The organism is Amycolatopsis regifaucium, from assembly GCF_001613935.1.
Taxonomy (GTDB): Bacteria; Actinomycetota; Actinomycetes; order Mycobacteriales; family Pseudonocardiaceae; genus Amycolatopsis; species Amycolatopsis regifaucium.
Genome location: NZ_LQCI01000052.1, coordinates 273,883 through 293,110 on the forward strand (window position 1 = coordinate 273,883; position 19,228 = coordinate 293,110).

The 19,228-nt window shown below is 69.9% G+C and carries 19 protein-coding genes and 1 pseudogene; 12 read left to right on the plus strand and 8 right to left on the minus strand.

What is annotated here, in order from left to right:
• The first annotated feature begins 19 nt into the window (after positions 1–19).
• The 8 genes from AVL48_RS36800 to AVL48_RS36835 all read left to right on the plus strand — a co-directional run bounded on the left by AVL48_RS36800 (position 20) and on the right by AVL48_RS36835 (position 6,673).
• Positions 20–583 carry a D-sedoheptulose-7-phosphate isomerase gene (locus tag AVL48_RS36800; protein WP_061980901.1) on the plus strand — a complete coding sequence of 188 codons (564 nt, stop codon included), beginning with the start codon at positions 20–22 and terminating at the stop codon, positions 581–583.
• Entirely contained in the window at positions 580–1,938 is a 1,359-nt protein-coding gene (locus AVL48_RS36805; RefSeq protein WP_061980900.1) for a PfkB family carbohydrate kinase, read from the plus strand. The genes AVL48_RS36800 and AVL48_RS36805 overlap by 4 nt, the downstream gene beginning before the upstream one ends.
• Positions 1,938–2,624 carry an SDR family oxidoreductase gene (locus AVL48_RS36810; protein ID WP_061981133.1) on the plus strand — a complete coding sequence of 229 codons (687 nt, stop codon included), beginning with the start codon at positions 1,938–1,940 and terminating at the stop codon, positions 2,622–2,624. The genes AVL48_RS36805 and AVL48_RS36810 overlap by 1 nt, the downstream gene beginning before the upstream one ends.
• Entirely contained in the window at positions 2,615–3,562 is a 948-nt protein-coding gene (locus AVL48_RS36815; RefSeq protein WP_061980899.1) for a glycosyltransferase family 9 protein, read from the plus strand. Before AVL48_RS36810 ends, AVL48_RS36815 begins: the two co-directional genes overlap by 10 nt.
• Positions 3,555–4,865: a UDP-glucose dehydrogenase family protein gene (locus AVL48_RS36820; RefSeq protein WP_061980898.1), complete on the plus strand. Its 1,311-nt coding sequence runs from the start codon at positions 3,555–3,557 to the stop codon at positions 4,863–4,865. Before AVL48_RS36815 ends, AVL48_RS36820 begins: the two co-directional genes overlap by 8 nt.
• Positions 4,862–5,473, plus strand: coding sequence for a flavodoxin family protein (locus tag AVL48_RS36825; RefSeq protein ID WP_061980897.1), 612 nt, complete (start codon positions 4,862–4,864; stop codon positions 5,471–5,473). The genes AVL48_RS36820 and AVL48_RS36825 overlap by 4 nt, the downstream gene beginning before the upstream one ends.
• 46 nt (positions 5,474–5,519) lie before the next feature.
• Complete coding sequence (locus AVL48_RS36830; protein ID WP_061980896.1) at positions 5,520–5,900, plus strand: hypothetical protein; 381 nt, start codon at positions 5,520–5,522, stop codon at positions 5,898–5,900.
• Between the two features lie 98 nt (positions 5,901–5,998).
• Positions 5,999–6,673, plus strand: coding sequence for a DUF6766 family protein (locus AVL48_RS36835; protein WP_061980895.1), 675 nt, complete (start codon positions 5,999–6,001; stop codon positions 6,671–6,673).
• A gap of 126 nt (positions 6,674–6,799) precedes the next feature.
• On the opposite strand, the gene AVL48_RS36840 is transcribed toward AVL48_RS36835, so the two are convergent.
• From AVL48_RS36840 to AVL48_RS36865, 6 genes are read right to left on the minus strand one after another with little or no spacing between them, the layout of a single operon-like run.
• A complete protein-coding gene (locus AVL48_RS36840) occupies positions 6,800–7,474 on the minus strand; it encodes a phosphate signaling complex PhoU family protein (RefSeq protein ID WP_061980894.1) in 675 nt (224 codons plus the stop codon).
• Positions 7,471–8,208 carry a metallophosphoesterase family protein gene (locus AVL48_RS36845; RefSeq protein ID WP_177242273.1) on the minus strand — a complete coding sequence of 246 codons (738 nt, stop codon included), beginning with the start codon at positions 8,206–8,208 and terminating at the stop codon, positions 7,471–7,473. The genes AVL48_RS36840 and AVL48_RS36845 overlap by 4 nt, the downstream gene beginning before the upstream one ends.
• The gene (locus tag AVL48_RS36850; protein WP_061980893.1) at positions 8,205–9,014 is read right to left on the minus strand and encodes a nucleotidyltransferase family protein; all 810 of its coding nucleotides are present in this window, start codon (positions 9,012–9,014) and stop codon (positions 8,205–8,207) included. The genes AVL48_RS36845 and AVL48_RS36850 overlap by 4 nt, the downstream gene beginning before the upstream one ends.
• Complete coding sequence (locus AVL48_RS36855; RefSeq protein ID WP_061980892.1) at positions 9,011–10,066, minus strand: NAD-dependent epimerase/dehydratase family protein; 1,056 nt, start codon at positions 10,064–10,066, stop codon at positions 9,011–9,013. The genes AVL48_RS36850 and AVL48_RS36855 overlap by 4 nt, the downstream gene beginning before the upstream one ends.
• A 28-nt stretch (positions 10,067–10,094) precedes the next feature.
• Entirely contained in the window at positions 10,095–11,150 is a 1,056-nt protein-coding gene (locus tag AVL48_RS36860; protein ID WP_061980891.1) for an FUSC family protein, read from the minus strand.
• On the minus strand, positions 11,150–12,514 hold the full coding sequence (locus AVL48_RS36865) for an aldehyde dehydrogenase family protein (protein ID WP_061980890.1): 1,365 nt from the start codon (positions 12,512–12,514) through the stop codon (positions 11,150–11,152). Before AVL48_RS36865 ends, AVL48_RS36860 begins: the two co-directional genes overlap by 1 nt.
• Before the next feature lie 178 nt (positions 12,515–12,692).
• Here AVL48_RS36865 and AVL48_RS40675 point away from each other — a divergent pair.
• The 4 genes and pseudogenes from AVL48_RS40675 to AVL48_RS36880 form a co-directional block, all read left to right on the plus strand.
• Positions 12,693–13,144 (plus strand): annotated as a pseudogene (locus AVL48_RS40675) (catalase); the annotation flags it as partial.
• A 105-nt stretch (positions 13,145–13,249) separates the two neighbouring features.
• Positions 13,250–14,521, plus strand: coding sequence for a catalase (locus tag AVL48_RS40925; RefSeq protein ID WP_425266105.1), 1,272 nt, complete (start codon positions 13,250–13,252; stop codon positions 14,519–14,521).
• Positions 14,522–14,569: 48 nt separating this feature from the next.
• Positions 14,570–16,057 (plus strand): HAD-IIIA family hydrolase, encoded by a 1,488-nt coding sequence (locus AVL48_RS36875; protein ID WP_061980889.1) that lies wholly within the window; start codon positions 14,570–14,572, stop codon positions 16,055–16,057.
• Positions 16,054–17,097 carry a glycosyltransferase family 9 protein gene (locus AVL48_RS36880; RefSeq protein WP_061980888.1) on the plus strand — a complete coding sequence of 348 codons (1,044 nt, stop codon included), beginning with the start codon at positions 16,054–16,056 and terminating at the stop codon, positions 17,095–17,097. Before AVL48_RS36875 ends, AVL48_RS36880 begins: the two co-directional genes overlap by 4 nt.
• On the opposite strand, the gene AVL48_RS36885 is transcribed toward AVL48_RS36880, so the two are convergent.
• Together AVL48_RS36885 and AVL48_RS36890 are read right to left on the minus strand one after the other, a co-directional pair.
• Positions 17,060–17,914, minus strand: coding sequence for an SDR family oxidoreductase (locus tag AVL48_RS36885; RefSeq protein ID WP_061980887.1), 855 nt, complete (start codon positions 17,912–17,914; stop codon positions 17,060–17,062). The genes AVL48_RS36880 and AVL48_RS36885 overlap by 38 nt on opposite strands.
• Positions 17,915–18,213: 299 nt before the next feature.
• Positions 18,214–19,227, minus strand: a complete 1,014-nt coding sequence (locus AVL48_RS36890; protein ID WP_061980886.1) for a TauD/TfdA family dioxygenase — start codon at positions 19,225–19,227, stop codon at positions 18,214–18,216.
• Position 19,228: the final 1 nt, after the last annotated feature.

Consider the following 19,228-nt stretch of genomic DNA (forward strand, 5'->3'; position numbering starts at 1 on the left):
ACGACTTTGGAGGTGTCTCGTGATCGAAGAACACTTCGCCGCGTTGAGGGACGCGGCCGGGAAATCCGTTTCCTGGGCGCCGAAACTCCGTGACTGGGGTGACCATCTGGCCACTGTCCTGTCCTCCGGCGGACGACTGCTCGCCTGCGGCAACGGCGGAAGCGCCGCCGAAGCGCAGCATCTCACCGGTGAGCTGGTGGGCCGGTTCCGCAACGACCGGCGGCCGTTCTCGGCGATCGCCCTGCACGCGGACACCTCCGCCGGCACGGCCATCGTGAACGACTACGGCGAACACGAACTGTTCGCCCGCCAGGTCCGGGCACACGGTCGTCCCGGTGACATCCTCGTCTGCCTTTCGACCAGCGGTACCAGCCAGAACGTCGTCGCGGCGGCGAAAGCCGCCCACGAACTCGGCATCACGACGTGGGCGCTGACCGGCCCCTCCCCCAATCCGCTCGCCTCGCTGTGCGACGAGGCGATCCCCGTGGAGGCCGCGTCCACGGCCACCGTGCAGGAAGTCCATCTGGCACTGGTCCACGCCTTGTGCACCGCGCTGGACGACGCGCTCGGGGTGCCGACGTGAGGCCGCTGGTCGTACTGGGGGACGCCCTGCTGGACGTCGACATCGACGGCACTTCCGAGCGCCTCTGCCCGGACGCGCCCGTCCCCGTGGTCGATCTCGACCGGCATTGGCGGCGGCCGGGCGGCGCCGGCCTCGCCGCGCTGCTCGCGGCGCGGTCCACCGCCCACGTCGTCCTGGTCGCCCCACTCGGTGGTGACCAGGACGGGCGCGCACTGACCGGTTTGCTGGAGCGCGAGGTCGCGCTCGTCCCGATGCCGTTGCGGGGCACCACCGTCACCAAGACGAGGGTGCGGGCCGCTGGGCAGTCCCTGGTCCGTCTCGACAGCGGCGACGGCACGGCGGACCTGGCACCCTTGTCCCGCGAGGTGCGGGACGCGCTGCGTTCGGCGGGCACGATCCTCGTCGCCGATTACGGCCGGGGAGTGACCGCCCATCCCGGCGTCCGGAAGCTGCTCGCGGAGCTGGCGGGCGAGATCCCGATCGTCTGGGATCCGCATCCTCGCGGCGCCGAACCGGTGCCGGGGGTCCGGCTGGCCACGCCGAACCTGGCCGAGGCCGAGCATTTCACCGAAACCCGCTCCGGCCCGGAAGACCTCGCCAAACGCCTCCACGAGCGGTGGCGCGTCGAAGCGATCAGCGTCACCACCGGCCAGCACGGGGCCGTCCTGACCGACGGAGAGCGGTGCGCGACGTTCCGGCCGCCCACCGGTATCACCGCCAAGGACACCTGCGGCGCGGGTGACCGCTTCGCCTCCGCGGTGGCCGCCGCCCTGCTCGACGGGGCGGCCATCGACGACGCGGTGGCCTCGGGGGTCGAAACCGCCGCTCGGTTCGTCGCCACCGGCGGTGCCGCGACCTTGTCCACTATGGACACCCGAGACGAGCAGGAAACCCGGCACAATGGCGCTTCGGCCTTCGATATCGCCGCCCGGGTCCGCGCGCGGGGCGGCAGGCTGGTCGCCACCGGCGGCTGTTTCGATCTGCTGCACCCCGGGCACGCCAGTCTGCTGCGCCAGGCGCGCGCACTCGGCGACGCGCTGATCGTATGCCTCAATTCCGATGACTCGGTCCGTCGCCTGAAAGGACCGGGTCGGCCGATCGTGGCCGCCCGCGACCGCGCGCGGCTGCTCACCGAACTCAGTTCCGTCGACGCCGTCGCGGTGTTCGACGAGCCCGATCCCGCCGCACTGCTGGACCGCCTGCGCCCGGATGTCTGGGTCAAGGGCGGCGACTACGCGGACACGGAGCTTCCCGAAAGCGCCGTGGTCCGACGGCACGGCGGCGAAATCGTCCTGATCCCGACCATCCGCGGTTATTCCACCTCCCGGCTGGTGGCCGCGGCGGAAGGAGCATGATGCGTCCCCTCGGCAATATCCTGATCACCGGCGGAGCTTCCGGCCTCGGTGCGGCGACGATCGAGGCCGTCCGCGAGGCGGGCGGCACCCCGCTCGTCATCGACCGCGCCGAACCAGCCGCCGACGTCGACTTCGTCCAGGCGGATCTGGCGGATTCCACCGCGGCCGAGAACGCCGTGCGGGTACTCGCCGAACGCGCGGGCGGGCTCGACGGGGTGTTCACCGCGGCGGGTACCGATGCCTGCGGAGCACTCGACGAAGTGTCCACAGAGGACTGGGAACGCGTGGTCCGGGTCAACCTGCTCGGTACGGCCGCGGTCGTCCGCGCCGCGCTGCCGTATCTGCGTGAGAGCCACGGCACGGTCGTCACTTGCGCGTCGACGCTCGGGGTCCGGGTCGCGGGCGACGCGAGTGCTTACTGCGCCTCGAAATTCGGCGTCGTCGGCTTCACGAGGGCGCTCGCCATGGAACTCGCCGGCCGCGTCGGGGTGACCTTGCTCGTCCCCGGCGGAATGCACACGGCGTTCTTCGACGACCGCGCCGAGCAGTACAAGCCGCCGCCGGACGCGAAACTCAACCAGCCCGAGCACGTCGCCGCGAGCGTGGTGTTCGCGCTGTCGCAGCCGCCCGGCTGTGAGGTCCGGGAACTCGTGGTGTGCGCGTCGGAGGAAGGGTCGTGGCCGTGAGCGGCGGCATCCTCGTGCTGCGTGCGCTCGGCCTCGGCGATCTGCTCACCGGTGTCCCCGCGCTGCGCGCCCTACGGCGGGCGTTCGACGGCGAACGGCTGGTCCTCGCCGCCCCTGAAGGCCTCCGCGACATCGTCGAACTCATCGACGCGGTCGACGAACTTCTCCCGACGGCGGGCCTCGGCGAGCTGGCGTGGCCCGGTGCACCGCCGCGGCTCGCGGTCAACCTGCACGGCCGCGGCCCGGAGAGCATCCACGACCTGCTCGCGCAGGAACCGGTCGAACTGATCACCCACCGGCATCCCGACTTCCCCGGGGTCGACGGCCCGGACTGGCCCGAAGACGTGCACGAGGTCGACCGCTGGTGCCGCCTGCTCGAAGCGGCGCGCATCCCGGCGGAACGCGACGCACTCGGGCTCCCACCGCCGCCCGGGCCGAGTCCGGCACCCGGTGCGGTGGTGATCCACCCGGGCGCCGCCTTCGCGGCCCGCCGCTGGCCACCGGAGCGTTACGCGCACGTGGCGCGGGAACTCGCCGGAGAGCACCGGGTGGTCGTCACCGGCAGCGCCGCCGAGGTACCGCTCGCCAGAGAGGTGGCGGAAGCGGCGGGGCTGCCGGAAGACGCCGTCCTCGCCGGGAACACCGGCCTCGCCGAACTCGCCGCGACCGTCGCCGAGGCGAAGCTCGTCATCTGTGGTGACACCGGCGTCGGACATCTCGCCACCGCGTACGGAACGCCGTCGGTGCTGCTGTTCGGGCCGACTCCACCGTGCCGCTGGGGACCGCCGCGCGAGGCTCGGCAGCACGTGGTGCTTTGGGTGGGCGATGTCGGCGATCCGCACGCCGACCGGCCGGATCCGGGTCTGTTGCTGCTGCGCGAAGACCGCGTCCTCACCGCGGCCGAAGGACTGCTCGCGGAAAGGGCGTCGCATGGTTGAGCGGGTCGGCGTGATCGGCGCCGGATACGTCGGTCTCACGAGCGCCGCGTGCTTCGCGCACCTGGGGCATCAGGTGATCTGCGTCGACAACGACCAGTCCAAAGTAGGCTTACTCGATCGCGGCGAGATCACCATCGCCGAACCCGGCCTGGCGGAGCTGGTCCGCGAGGGCCTGAACTCCCGTCGGCTGCGGTTCTCCACGGCGCCGGAGACGCTGTCCGATGTGGACGTGCTCCTGCTGTGCCTGCCCACACCGAAGGGCGACGGCGGGAACGCCGACGTCCGTATCCTCGAAGAGGTCGTCGCCACCCTGCCCGACCTGCTCGAATCGGGATGCGTGGTGGTCACGAAGTCCACCGTCCCGGTGGGCACCGGCGCGCGGCTGCCGGAGCTGCTGGGCCGGCCGGATCTGCCGGTGGTGAGCAATCCCGAATTCCTTCGTGAGGGCCACGCCGTCGAGGACTTCCTGAACCCCGACCGGATCGTGCTGGGCTCGACGGAGCAAAACCGGCGCGCTGCCGAACGAGTGGCCGCGTTGTACGGGGAGACCGGCGCTCCGGTCTGGTTCACCGACCCGGCGAGTGCCGAGCTGGCGAAGTACGCCAGCAACGCGTTCCTGGCGCTGAAGGTGTCCTATGTGAACATTCTCGCCGAACTCTGCGAGCACTACGGTGCCGACATCCGCGACGTCGGGCGGCTCATGGGGCTCGACCCCCGGATCGGTCCCGCGTTCCTGTCCCCCGGCCCCGGCTGGGGTGGCTCGTGCCTGCCCAAGGACACCGCCGCGCTGCTGCGGACCGCCGAGCAGGCAGGCGTAGATTTCGGCATCCTGCGTGACGCCATGAAGGCCAACGCCCGTCAGCAGGCCGCCGTGACGCGAAAGATCCGGCAAGCGGTCACCGGCGCTTCGGACGGCTCGCTCGCGGGCGTCCGCATCGGACTGCTGGGACTGGCGTTCAAGGCGGGGACCGGGGACCTGCGGGACTCCCCCGCGCTGGCGATCGCCCGCGAACTCGCCCGCGGCGGCGCGATCCTGACCGCCTACGACCCGGGCGTCGAAGCGGTCGAACCGGACCTCGTCCAGGTGGTGGACGACCCGTATCTGGTGGCGAAGGACGCCGCCGCGCTGGTGGTGCTCACCGAATGGCCCGAGTTCCGTGATCTCGACTGGGACCGGCTCGCCACCGCCGCCGAACGCGCCGTCGTCGTCGACGCCAGGAACCTTCTGGACCCGGCGGCCGTCGCCCGAGCCGGGTTCACCCATACGGGGCTCGGCACCCATCCGAACAGGAGGACACGATGACCCAGCCGTTGAAGGCCCTCGCACTGGTGTGCACGCTGAAACCGTCGCCATCCCCCACGAGCAGCGGGCTGATCGCCCAGCAGGTGCTGGACAAACTGGCCGAACACGGGGCGACCGGCGAACTGGTACGCGTTGTCGATCACGACGTCAAACCCGGTGTCGAGGCCGACATGGGCGAAGGCGACGCCTGGCCCGAGATCCGCCGCAAGATCGCCGCCGCCGACATCCTGCTGATTTCGACGCCGACCTGGGTCGGGCACCTGTCCAGTGTGGCCCAACGCGTACTGGAACGGCTCGACGCCGAACTGTCCGAAACCGACGATGAGGGCAGGCCGTCGATGTTCGGCAAGATCGCGGTGACCGCGGTCGTGGGCAACGAGGACGGCGCGCACAAGATCACCGCGGACCTGTTCCAGGCGCTCAACGACATCGGGTTCACCGTGCCCGCGCAAGGTGGGACGTATTGGAACGGCGAAGCCATGCAGGGCGGCGACTACAACGACCTCGACGAAACGCCGGAAGCGGTCGAATCGACCAACGCGACCCTGGCCCGCAACGCCGTCCACTTGGCGAACCTGCTGCGCACGAGCCAATACCCCGCGTCATGACAAAACGCGGTGTGTAATCGAGTGCCTGGCGGGGTACCTCTGGTGCGTGATCGTGAAAGTGCTGGCGCTCGGTGCTTGCCTGCTGCTGGCCGGTTGCACCGGAGCGAGCGGGCAGGAACCGGTGAAAGAAGCCACCGGGAGGTTCCTCGGCGCACTCGCGTCGGGTGACCAGCGCTCGGCGTGCGCTTTGCTCGCGCCCCGGGTCCGGGAGTCCTGGGGCCCGGAAGGCTGCGAACACGGTCTCACCAGAGCGGCCGTGCCGGGCGGCACTCCGGAAACGACGTCGATCTGGAGCGAAGAAGCCCAGGTCAAGACCGGCGGCGACACCCTCTTCCTGCACGAGTTCTCCGTCGGATGGTTGATCACCGGCGCGGGCTGCCATCTCCGCAACGAACAGGTCTACGACTGCGCGGTAGGTGGGCCATGAGGGCGCGGGGGGTCTTCACCGTTTACCTGGTCTTCGTCGTGGCAGGCCTCGGGTACTGCATCCTTCTCGGGCTGCTGCACCGGTGAAGGGGGGCGACGATGCGACGCTTTCTTCGTGACAACGGCCTTTCACTGGGCTTCGGATTATTGTTTCTGGCCAGTCTCGTGGGACAGGCGTTCGCCGGACTCTCCGCCTACAACGACGGACAATTGCGGCACGCCGCCGAACCCATCGGCCTGATCGACTACCTGACCTCCGCCGATTTCGCCGTCGACGTCGCCGAAAACTGGCAATCCGAATACCTGCAATTCTTCCTCTACGTTTTCGCCACCGTATGGCTCCTGCAACGCGGTTCGCCCGAATCCAAACCCGCCGGCCGGGCCGGCCTGGAGAGCGACGAAGCCCAGCAGGTCGGGGCGCACGCCACCAAGGAGTCACCCCGCTGGGTGCGGGCGGGCGGCTGGCGCACCGGCGTTTTCTCGGTGTCGCTCGGCCTGATGATGCTGGGCCTGTTCCTGCTGTCGTGGCTGGCCCAGTCGGTGGCCGGGATGAGCGCCTACAACGCCGAGCAGCTCGCGGACTTCGGCGACCCCGTGAGCTGGTTCGAGTACCTGGTCTCGGCCGATTTCTGGAACCGGTCCCTGCAGAACTGGCAGTCGGAATTCCTCGCCATCGGCTCGATGGCGGTGTTCAGCGTATATCTGCGCCAGCGCGGTTCCCCGGAATCGAAACCGGTCGGCGCACCCCATCACGTCACCGACGAATCCGGGTGAGTCCCCACCCGTCCGCACTGTCCGAAGTCCGTGAAGGCCTCCTTCCCTACCTTGAGAGTAGGGAAGGAGGCCTTCACGGACATTCGAAAACGCGACGGCCCGATCGGACCGGTAATGCCGCCGCGCTTACGAAGTCTCGGCCAGGACGTCCCGCACCGAAGAAGCGGGCAACTCTCCCGTCAGCGCGAAATCCACCCGCCGCGCCACGGAGACGACCTGGTCGGCGAACCGCTCGTAGAACCGCGCCAGCAACGTCACCGAGATCGCGGGCGCGACGCCGTCGGTCCAGTCGGGGCCGGTGACCAGCTCCATCAGCTCCTCGTAGAGGGCGTCGACGCGCTGATCGGACCGCGCCAGCGACTGGAACACCTCGGCCGTCGGCCCGTCGATCGCCGCGCCGAGGTCTTCCGCCATCGAACAGGCCAGTATGCCCATTTCGCCGAACCGTCCGGTGAGCGCGTCGGGAACGGCGAACTCCGGTGACCGCAGGGCCTGCTCGGCGATGTGCTGGGCGAGGTCGCCCATCCGCTCCAGCCGGTCGGCGCAGTACACCGCGGCGAGCACGGTCCGCAGGTCCCGCGCGACCGGCGCCTGCAGGGCGAGCAGCTTCTGCGCGGTCTCCTCGCACTCGGTCCGTGCCGCGTTCAGTCGCACTTCGACCGTCGCGAGCTCGGCGGCCGCCTCGACGTCGTGGTCGAGGAAGACGCGGTTGGCCAGGCGGAGCTCCTCGCACGCCATGCCGCACATGTCCGACAAGCGCTCACCGAGGACGCTCAGCTGGCCATGGAATCGTTCCCTCATGCCAAGGCCTTCGCTGGTTCAAGGACGTACGTCGCGTAGGCCGACCTGATCACCGGCTGGGCGACATTGCGCACCGGCACCCCGCCCGGGCTGACGCCCTGTTCGCTGCCGTAATGCGCGTGCCCGTGCAGCGCGAGCGCGGCCCCGACCTCGTCGATCGGCTCGCACAACAGGTACGAACCGAGGAACGGGTGGATCTCCGGTGGTTCGCCGTGCAGCGTACCGGGAATCGGCGCGTAGTGCGTCAACGCGACGATCACGTCCGGCTCCTCCTCGCGGAGCCCTTCCAGCGCGGTGCGCAGCCGGTTGGCCGCCGCGATGGTGTGCTCGACGAAATCCTTCATCTCGCGTTCGCCGAACCGGCTCGCGCATTTGCCCGCGAAGCCGCCGCCGAAGCCTTTCACCCCGGCGACGCCGAGTGTGCCGCCGTCGAGTTTCACCGTCGTGGCACTGCCTTCCAGGACGGTGATCCCGCTTTCCTCCAGCAATCCGCTGACCGCTTCGGCCTGGTCGGAGTGGTAGTCGTGGTTGCCGAGCACCGACACCACCGGGACGTCGAGCCCGGCGAACTCGTCGGCGACCACCCTGGCTTCGTCGATGGTGCCGTGCCGGGTGAGGTCGCCGGCGAGCAGCAGCACGTCGGCGTGCTCGGCGATGTTGTCCAATGCCGGCCGCAGCAGGCCTCGGTTGTCCTCACCGAGGTGGACGTCCCCGACCGCGGCGACCCGGATCACCGGATCTCCTCGGCGCGCGCGGGTTCGCGCACGTCGGCCAGCCGGACGTCGTTGTGCACGAGTTCGGCGGCGATGTGTTCGCAGATGACGGCCTCGACGTCGGCCTTGCGGTTCTCGCAGGCGACCTCGCCGCTGAGCCGGACCTGATCACCGCGCACCGTGACGTGCACACCGAGTTCGGCCGTCCTCGGATCCTCGGCCAGTGCCTTGGTCAGCCTCGCTACCAGGTACTGGGGTGCCTCCGCTGGCATGGGGAGCTCCTTCCCGTCGATGATGGACAGTGCCGCGAGCAGGGTGAGGAACGACCACGCGTAAGGCGACTCGGAGGTCTCCTCGGCCACCCGGTGCCAGTCGACCTGCTCGCGGAGGTCGCGCGCGATCCGCAGCAGCGGCCCGAAATCACACCGGTGCGGGCTGAGGACGAGGACCTTGTCGACGAGCAGGTCCGTGCCGTTGAGCACGGGCGCGGCGGTCGCCCCGATCCGCATCAGCGAAGCGCGGTCGAGCATCTCGTCGTTCACCGGCCGGTGGTTGGGGCGGAAGATCAGGTCGACCAGGCAGTCGCCGTCGTAGACCTTGGTGAGCCAGTCCTCGGGCGGGTGCACCCGTCTCATCCCCGCCGCTTCCAGGGCCCGCGCCGCTTCCTCGATGTCTTCGTGCTTGAGGAAGAGGTCGACGTCGTGATCGGACGGAGGGCCGCCTCGCGCGTAGACGGCGAGACCGCCCGCGACGGCGAACCGCACCGAAGTCCCGTCCAAAGTGGTCACCACTTTGGTCAAGGTGTGCAACAGCTCCTTCTCGTTCACGGCCGCTCCCCCACTCCGGTCGCCAGTTCGTGGGCTCGGCCGACGTCCGGTTTCAACGGCTCGGTCGGCAGCCCTTTCCCTTCCTTCAGTCCGTTGAGGAACGCTTCGATCGCCTCCTCCGACGAATATCGCGGCGTCCAGCCCAATTCCTCCCTGGCCCGCGTGCAGTCCATCACCGGCAGGTGCAGGACGGCGTCGAAGAGTCCCGGCGTGGCCGGGATCAAGTGCAGGGACCAGGCCGCGGCGAGCGCGCGCCGGACGAAGACCGCCGGGACCTTCACCGGCTTGGCACCGAAGATCCGGGCCAGCGAGCGGGTGTCCAGCACCGGGTCGGCGGCGATGTTGAACGCGCCCCTGACCTCTTGCAGCGCGCAGCGGCGATAGGCGTCGGCCACGTCGTCGGTGTGCGCGGTCTGGATCCGCAGCTGCGGGATGTCCGGCAGGAGGGGGATCAGGGACGGGCGCACGAGCTTTCCCGGCACGAAGGGACCGCCGAAGAGGCGGCGCTGTTCGGGCGCCGCGGCCTTCTGGAAGAGGAAGCCCGGGCGCAGCCGCACCACCCGCATCCGCGGATGGCTCCGGTCGAACGCTTCGAGAACCCTTTCCACATAAGCTTTTTCGCGGGTATACGCGGCCTTCGGTGAGCCGTGCGTCGGCCACTCCTCGGTCACCGGGTGATCGTCGTCGCGTGGCGAATACGCCCCGATCGACGAGGCGTACACCAGCGCCGGGACCCGCATGGCCTGTGCGGTCTCGAAGACCCGGATCGAGCCGAGCACGTTGGCGCGCCAGGTGATTTCGGGCCGGTGGGTGGGCTGGAACAGCCAGGCGAGGTGGATCACCACATCGGCACCGTCGAACACGGCACGAAGGTCGTCGCGGGCGACGTCGGCGGTGACGAACTCGGTTTTCGGGCTCTCCCATCGGCTGGGGCGCCTGGCCACCCCGACGATCGACCCGACCTCCGGATCCGAACCGAGCGCACGCACCACGGCTGTCCCGACGTTACCGGTGGCGCCGGTGACCACAATCCGCTTTCCGCTTCCGGTCATGGGTACGGTTACCCAAGGTGGACGCGGCTTAATCCGCCTCCAGCCGCTGTACCAGGCGGCGGGCGGGCAGGGCCATCGCGCCGAGCCCGATCGACGTCGTGACCTCGTCCGTGGGCATGACGAGCAGGCGATCGAGTTCCTCGACCAGGCTCCGGCAGCGGTCCAGCTTCTCCGAATCACCCGAACGGGCCACCTCCGCGAGCGTCTCGAGCAGCTCGCCGATCACTCCGCGCGCGTACTCCCCCGGTGGCTGGATCGGTTGCTCGCTCTGGACGGCTTCGCTCACCGCGTCGATCAGCTGGGCGAGCGGCGGCCACAGCGAGACCAGGTTCGCCAGCGGCTCTTCCCGCTCCTCGCGCCCTCGGCGGAGGTTCAGGTACCGGCTCTCCCTGGTCCAGCCGATCGCGTCCTCCGCCTCCGCGACCAGGCTGCGGACGTCACGCATCCGCTCCTGCAGGCGTTCGGCCGCTTCGGGATCGTCACCGCCGCGGACCAGGTGCGCGGTCTCCTCCAGGACGTCCCCGATCGCCGAAGCGAGCCGGGACGTCGCCGTCCGCAGCCGTTCCCCGTGCAGAGGCGGCAGGACGACCGCGTTCAGCACCGCGCCGATCGCCGCGCCCAGCGCGGTTTCCAGCAGCCGGTCGGCGAGCAGGACGGGCTCGGTCGCGCTGCCGTAGGAGATCAAGAGCATGCCGGTGATCCCGACCCACACCCCCGAGTCGCCGAACGCCCGCCAGGAGCCGATCAGCAATCCGGTGAAGACGGCCAGCCCGAGCGCCACCGTCACCGATGGGATCAGCTGGCCCGCGGCGGCCGCCAGCAGCACTCCCACACTGACCGCGCCGACCTGCTGTGCCCAGCCGCGCACGGATCGGTACACGGTGGCCTGCACCAGGAACACGGCCGCGTACGGCGCGAGAAAGGGCTGCGGAAGCCTGAGCACCGCCGTCGCGACGATCCACGCGATCACGGCCGCCGCCGTGGCCTTCGTGATCTGGATGAGGCTTCGCCGCTCCTCTCCCGGGACGCGGATCACCCGGACGATCCACGCGAACGGCGACGTCCACCGGATTCCCCCCGCCATCAGGGTCCCGGCGGCGCGAGGTGGACGACCTTCGTCTGCGTCATCTCGTCGAGCAGTTCGGGTCCGTAGCCGTAGCCGCTCCCGCTGGCCCGCCGCGGATGCGCGGCCCCGCCGGGTGCGCCGCCGAAGACGTTGTTGATCTTCACCGTGCCGACCGGGAGTTCACGCCAGGCCCGCTGCGCGTGCGTCATCGACGAGGTGAGCACGGTGGCGGCGAGGCCGTACTCGTCGCTGGCCGCCTGGCTGAGCGCCTGGTCGAAGTCGGCGACCACGCGGACGGGAGCGACCGGGCCGAAGGTCTCCTCGGTGAAGACCCGCATTCCCGGTGTGCAGCCGGTGAGCACGGTCGCCGGGTAGAACGCGCCGGGACCGTTCGGCAGGTAGCCGCCGATCAGCGGATCGGCTCCCTGCGCGAGCGCCTCCGCCACCTGGCCGTGCACGCGATCGCGATGCCGCCGGTCGACGAGCGGGGCCAGCTCGCGAGTAGCGGCCTCGGCGACCAGTGCGCTGAGGAAGGTGTCGGCGATGTCTTGATGGACATAGATCCGTTCCACGGAAACGCAGATCTGCCCTGAGTTGGCGAAAGCCCCCGTCGCGGCCTGTTCGGCCGCCCAGCGCGGGTCCACGTCGGCGTCGACGATGAGGGGATCGTTGCCGCCGTTCTCCAGCAGCACCTTGGCTCCCGTCCTCGCCGCGCTCTCGGCGATCGAACGGCCCGCCACCGTGCTGCCGACGTGCGCGACGAGGTCGACGTCCGGATGGGCGGCGAGTTCGGCGCCGACACTCCCGTCGCCCTGCAAGGTCTGGAGCACCCCTTGTGGCAGCGCTTGGGACAGCACGCCACCGAGCCAGGCCCCGGTATAGGGGCAGCGCTCGCTCGGCTTGTGCACCACGGTGTTCCCGGTGACCAGCGCGGCGCCGAGCAGGCCGCAGGCCACCGCGACCGGATCGTTCCACGGGGTCAGCACCGCCACCACGCCCCGCGGTTCCGGCACCATCAAGTCGGTCGCCCCGGGGTCACCGAGCAGAGACCTCCCCCGGTGTACCGGGCCCAATTCGGCGTACTGCTCCAGTGTCCCGGCCCCGGCCAGCACACCTTCCTCCGCTTCCGCCCGGGGTTTCCCGGTCTCGTTCTCGATGAGGACGGCGAGTTCACTCGCCCTGGCACGCAGCGACCGGGCCGCGTCCTTCACCGCGGCCCCCCGTTCCGCCGCCGGCGTCGCCGCCCAGGCGGACCACTCGCGCCGAGCCGTGGTGAGCACGGCCTGGACAGCGTCCGGGGTCGCGCACTTGACGCTCCCGACGAGGCTGTCGTCGGCCGGGTTGCGGATCTCCAGCACGGCCGTGCGATCCGTTGCCGTCATTCGCATCTCCTTCGAAGTCTTTGCGAGCGGTTACCCCGAACAAGCGTTCCGACACCTCGTATGTGCCGTTTACCGGATCCGCGGCTGGGTAACGGTCCCGAAAGACGACCACCGAGAAGGGCGGGCCCGTGGCGCAGCGCCGAGAGGACGCGAAGGACGAACAGCTGCAGGGAGCCGGGTGGACCCGCGGGATTCCGTCTTGACCACCCAGCGAGGGGTCCGGATCGATCACACGAACGACTCACTGACGGCCGGAAGCCGCGGCCCCACCCTGCTCGAAGACTTCCACGCCCGGGAGAAGATCACGCGTTTCGATCACGAGCGGATCCCCGAACGCGTCATCCACGCGCGCGGCGCGGGCGCCTACGGATACTTCGAGGCCTACGACGACTCCCTGGCCGATTACCCGGTCGCCGAGTTCCTCACCAGCGGCGAGAAGATCCCCGTCTTCGTGCGCTTCTCCACCGTCGCCGGTTCACGCGGCTCGGCCGACACCGTCCGCGGATTCGCGACGAAGTTCTTTTCCCGGCAACGGAACTACGACCTGGTCGGCAACAACATGCCGGTGTTCTTCATCCAGGACGGTATCAAGTTCCCCGATTTCGTGCACGCGGTCAAACCCGAGCCGCACAACGAGATCCCGCAGGCGCAGTCGGCGCACGACACGTTCTGGGACTTCGTCTCCCTGCAGCAGGCAAGGACCCCGACTTCAACCGGCGCGATCTGTGGGACGCCATCGAGGCCGGGCGGTACCCGGAATGGGAACCGGGGGTGCAGCTCGTCGACGAGGACGCCGAACACGACTTCGACTTCGATGTGCTGGATCCCACGAAGCTCATCCCCGAGGAGCAGGTGCCCGTGCGGCCGGTCGGGCGGATGGTACTGGGCCGCAACCCCGACGACTTCTTCGCCGAGACCGAGCAGATCGCCTTCCACACCGCGAACGTCGTGCCCGGGATCGACTTCGGCAACGATCCGCTGTCGCAGGCGCGGAACTTCTCCTACCTCGACACACAGCTGGTCCGGCTCGGCGACCCCAACTTCCCGCAGCTGCCGGTGAACCGGCCGATCGCGCAGGTGCACACGAACCAGCGCGACGGCCACGGGCAGCAGGGTGTCCACAAGGGACGGACGAGCTACTTTCCCAATTCGCTCGGCGGTTGCTGCCCGGCGATCGCCGATTCCGGCGTGTTCAGGCACTACATCGAAGCCGTGGCCGGGCGCAAGATCCGGGAACGCAGCGAAAGCTTCAAGGACTTCTACAGCCAGGCGACGTTGTTCTGGAACAGCATGACCGCCGTCGAGCGCGAGCACATCGTCACCGCGTTCCGGTTCGAACTCGGCAAGGTGGAGGACCGCGAGGTCCGGGTGAGGACGATCACCGAACTCGACAACGTCGATCACGACCTGGCCGCCCGGGTGGCCGAAGGGATCGGTGTCAGCGCACCCGCCGCTCCCGCGACCCCGCACCATGACCGCACTTCACCCGCGCTTTCGCAGCTGAACCAGCCGACCGGGAATCCTGCCAGCCGCAAGGTCGCCGTGCTCGCCGCCGACGGCGTCGACACGGTCGGCGTCGGCCGTCTCGTCGCGGCCCTGACCGAACAGGGCGCGATCGTCGAGGTCTTGGCACCCACCGAAGCCGAGCTCCGGCCGGGCGGCGAGGGGGATCCACACCATGGCCTCGGTGCTCTACGACGCCGTCGTCGTTCCGTGCGGTCCGGGTGCGACCGACATCCTGGAACGCGACGGCTACGAGGTCCACTTCGCCGCCGAGGCGTACAAGCACGGCAAGCCGGTTGCGGGGTTCGGTTCGGGTCTGAACCTGCTTCGCCGTGCCGGAATGACGGCGAAACGGCCGACGACGCCGAAACCCTGATCGACCAAGGCGTCGTCACCACCACCGCGGCCGAGCAGACCATTCCCGACGGGTTCTTCGCCTCGTTCCTCGCGCAGCTGGGTGAACACCGCTCGTGGCTGCGGAAAACGGACTCGATTCCCGCGTAGCGGGCGGGTCCCGGGTTTGTGCCGGGCGTACCCGGGTATCGGAAGAGAGTGACCCACCTGGATTACACCATCGTCATCCCGACCACCGGCCGGGAGAATCTCCAGACGCTCCTGGCCGGTATCGAAGCCGCCGGGGAACCGCGACCCGCGCGGATCATCGTGGCCGACGACCGGCCCGGCGGTGCCGACCTCGAGCTGCCTCAGTGCACGCCGGAGGTCGAGGTGATCCGCACCGGCGGGCGCGGTCCCGCCGCCGCTCGCAACGCCGGGTGGCGACGCGCGGCGACGGAGTGGATCGCCTTCCTCGACGACGACGTACTGGTCAGCTCGGAATGGCCGAGGAAACTCGCTGAGGACCTTCTTCCGCTCGGACCGGACACCGCGGCGTCCCAGGCCCGGCTCGTCGTGCCGCTGCCCCCGGACCGCCGTCCGACCGATGACGAACGCGGGACCGCCGGCCTGGAGACGGCCAGGTGGATCACCGCCGACATGGCCTACCGCCGGACGGTGCTGGCCGAGGTCGGCGGCTTCGACGAACGCTTCCCCCGCGCCTACCGCGAGGACTCGGATCTGGGGTTGAACGTCGCCAAGGCGGGCTACCTCATCGCGAAGGGCGAACGGGTCACCACCCATCCGCCCAAGCGGTCGGGTCCGCTGGCCAGCCTGCGGGCTCAGCGCGGCAACGCCGACGACGCGCTCATGCGGCGCAAGCACGGTGTCCTCTGGCGTCAGCAGACCGCCGCGGGCCACGGGCGGCTCGACCGGCACGCGCTGGCCACGGCGAGCGCGGTGGGCGCCGCCGCGCTGTTCGCGGCGGGACGGCGTAAGGCAGCCGCCGCGGCGGTCGGGGTGTGGGCGGGGCTGACCGCCGAGTTCGCCGCCCGCCGGATCGCGCCGGGGCCGCTCACGCCCGGCGAGGTTTCGCGCATGCTCGTGACCAGCGTGCTCATCCCGCCCGCGGCCTGCTATCACCGGCTTCGCGGCGAACTGCGCCATCGCCTGTCCCGGCGGCCTCAAGCGGTGCTGTTCGACCGGGACGACACCCTCATCTTCGACGTGCCCTACCTCGACGATCCCGAAGGCGTCCGTCCCGTGCCCGGCGCCAAGGAACTGGTGCACAGCGTGCGGAGCGCGGGCATCCGCGTCGGCGTGGTCAGCAACCAGTCCGGAGTGGCGAAAGGCCTGATCACGCCGGAACGGCTGGCCGCGGTCAACGCCCGCGTCGAAGAGGCGCTCGGACCGTTCGACACCTGGCAGGTCTGCGTGCACGACGACGGCGACGGCTGCACGTGCCGGAAACCGGCGCCCGGAATGGTGCGCCAGGCCGCCGAAGCGCTCGGTGTGGACGTCCGCCGGTGTGTGGTCATCGGCGACACGGGAGCCGACGTCGACGCGGCGCTCGCCGCCGGAGCCCGCGGGATCCTCATCCCGACCGCGCGGACCCGGCCCGAGGAGGTCGTCCGCGCCCGCCGCCGCGCGACCGTCGCCCGCGATCTCGCCGAAGCCGTCCACCTGGCCGTCGCGGGTACCCGATGAGGGGAACGGTGCTGGTCGCGAGGATGGACAACCTCGGCGACGTCCTGCTCGCCGGTCCCTGCGTCCGCGCGGTGGCCGCCGGGGCGGAGCGGGTCGTCCTGCTCACCGGCCCCCGCGGGCGCGCGGCGGGTGACCTGCTGCCCGGTGTCGACGAGGTCGTGACCTGGTGCGCCCCGTGGATCGACCCCGAACCCCCGCCGGTGACCGGCGAAGACATCGACCAGCTCGTCCGGCGGCTGCGCGGACTGTCCCTCGACGCGGCACTCGTGCTCACGTCGTTTCACCAGTCCCCGCTCCCGCTGGCACTGGTGCTGCGGATGGCGGGCGTGCCCTGGATCGGCGCGATCTGCGAGGACTATCCGGGTTCCCTGCTGGACCTGCGGCATCACGTGCCCGGTGATCCGCCGGAACCGGTCCGGATGCTGTCACTCGCCCAGCAGGCCGGGTTCTCCTTGCCTTCGGAAGACGACGGCGGTCTCGCCGTCCGCGAACCGTTGCCGCCGGTTGACCACTTGCCCGGGTTCGAAGCGCTCGATGAGGGCTACGTCGTCGTCCACCCCGCGGCGTCGGTTCCGGCCCGCCAGCCCTCCGCCGCCCGTTCCGCAGCGATCGTCCGGGCACTCCAGGCCGCCGGGCGGCGCGTCGTCGTCACCGGTTCGCCGTCGGAACGCGCCCTCACCCGGGAAGTCGCCGGAGACGCGCTCGACCTGGGCGGGCGCACCTCACTGCCCGAGCTGGCGGCCGTGCTCGCCGGCGCGGATGTGGTCGTCGCGCCCAACACCGGCACCGCCCACCTCGCCGCCGCAGTCGGGACGCCGGTGGTGTCTCTGTTCGCCCCGGTCGTCCCCGCGGCCCGCTGGGCGCCCTATGGCGTGCCGACCGCGCTGCTGGGCGATCAGCACGCCGCGTGCCGGGACAGCCGGGCCCGGATCTGTCCGGTACCCGGCCATCCCTGCCTGGACCGCGTGCCGCCCGAAGCCGTCGTCGAGGCGGTGGAACGGCTCAGCCTGGTGTCGTCTCGCCGCCGAGTGCCGCGATGACCTCGCCGCTGTAGTACGACGAGAGCCGGTTCGACGCCAGGAACACGTACGAGGGCGCGAGGTCGTCGGGGTGGGCCGCCCGCTCGAACGGGACCTGCAGGCCGAACTTCTCCACCTTCTCGGGCGGGAACGTCGACGGGATCAGCGGCGTCCACACCGGACCCGGCGCGACACAGTTGATCCGGACGCCGCGGTCGGCCAGTGCCTGCGCCATCGCGTAGGTCCAGGCGTGCACGGCGCCCTTGGTCGCGGAGTAGTCGATGAGGGACTTGTTACCTCGCAAGCCGTTCACCGAACCGGTGTTGATGATCACCGAGCCCTTGTCCAGATGCGGCAGCGCGGCGTTCGTCACCCGGAAGTAGCTGTGGATGTTCACCTCGAACGTGTGAGTCCACTGTTCGTCGGTGAGTTCTTCCGGCGAGTCGACCGGCCATTGGGTGGCGATGTTGTTGACCAGGATGTCGAGCCCGCCGAGTTCGTTCACGGTCCGGTCGACGATCTCGCGGCACTGCGCCGCCTCGGCCAGGTCACCCGGTAGAAGGAGGCACTCGCGACCCTCGGCCCGTACGCGCTCCTCAGTGTACTTCGCGTCTTCGTGCTCGTTGAGGTAGGCGATCGCGACGTCGGCGCCCTCCTTCGCGAAGGCGATCGCGACCGCCCGGCCGATTCCCGAGTCCCCGCCGGTGATGAGCGCGCGCTTGCCGTCCAACAGGCCACGGCCCTCGTAATCCTCCATGGAGTCACGGGGATGCGGGTCCATTTTCGACGTCACGCCCGGCGGGTCCTGTTGCTGCGGCGGTCGTAACTTGTCGGCCATGGGGGCTCCTCCGGTCGGTTGTGGATCTTCCCGGAGGGGTTACCCGTGTCGGCGCGGTTCTGAACATGGGCGCGTCCGTGAAGGACTCCTTGAGGACTCGTATTCGGCTACCCACTGGCGCGAAGCCTGTGCGGTTTGCCGGTCCACAGGTCGTGATCGGGCACGAGCTCGATCAACGGAAGATCGGGGACGTCGAGTGTCCCGGATCTTCCGTTGATCAAGGTGCGAGAGCAGGCGACGATGCCTGCGGAACACCACCCTCGTGCAGGTCAGGCGCGGGTACGCGAACTCACCGGCCGTCAGTGCACCCGCCGGTCCTCGGCCGTGCCCCGGTACCGGATCGTCCACAGGCTGCGCCGGATGTAGGTGCGCTGCAGCCACCGGTCCCGCCCGTTGTGCCGCGCGAAGAACTGCGACCGCGCGTGCAGCCCCTTCCGGTTGTTGATCAGCAGCGCCGTCCCGGGCTCCAGCTTGACCTGGTGCGCGACTTCGCGGCAGACCCGCTGCAGTTCCTCCAGCGCCTGCTCCGCCTCGACGGTCTCCCCCACCACACCGTTGGCCGAGACCGCGACCTCCGGCGAATCCGACGGTCCGGAGATGATCGGCACGAGGTCGGACAGCACGTCGGCCCCCTTGGCCACGTCGCGCACGTAACTCCCGGGCGCGTTGAGCCGGAACAGGGGACGCCGCAGGACGTCGAGCACCTGGGGGTCGAGTGCGCCGGAGATGTCCCGGCCGTCGGCGTAGTAGGTGACGGCCTCCTTGTTCCCGTCCTGCCGCACGCAGTTCAGCACCAGGAAGTCCGGATTGGACACGTCGTACCGGCCGAGGTCGTCGTGCACGATGTCGTTGTGGAAGTTGAGGAACACGTGCGAGCTCTGATTCGTCTGGCTGCGCGCCCCGGCCGAGACCGGGACGACGTCGTGCACGAGCCGCCCGCTCTTCTCGGTGGTGAACCCGACAGGCTCGCCGAGCAGCTGACTCAGTCCCAACAGGACGGTCTCGGCGACGAACGTCTTCTTGTCCTTGCTGGGTTCCCCGTCGACCGGTGTCTCCGGCAGTTCCGGATCCACCGGCAGGTTGCGCACGAGCGCGACACCGGGGGTGTCGACGTGCCTGCCGAAGTCCAGGATCGTCTGCGACTGGTCGATGGGCAGCCGCGAGAAGACCACCCGCAGCATCGCCAGCGAACGGTCGATGTCGTCGACGGGATTCGGGAAGGTCCGCAGCTCGCTTCCGATGGTCTCGCGGACCTCGTCGGCGAGCACGACCTCCGCGAAGGTGCTGACTAGGGTTTCCTGCTTGCTGGTCATG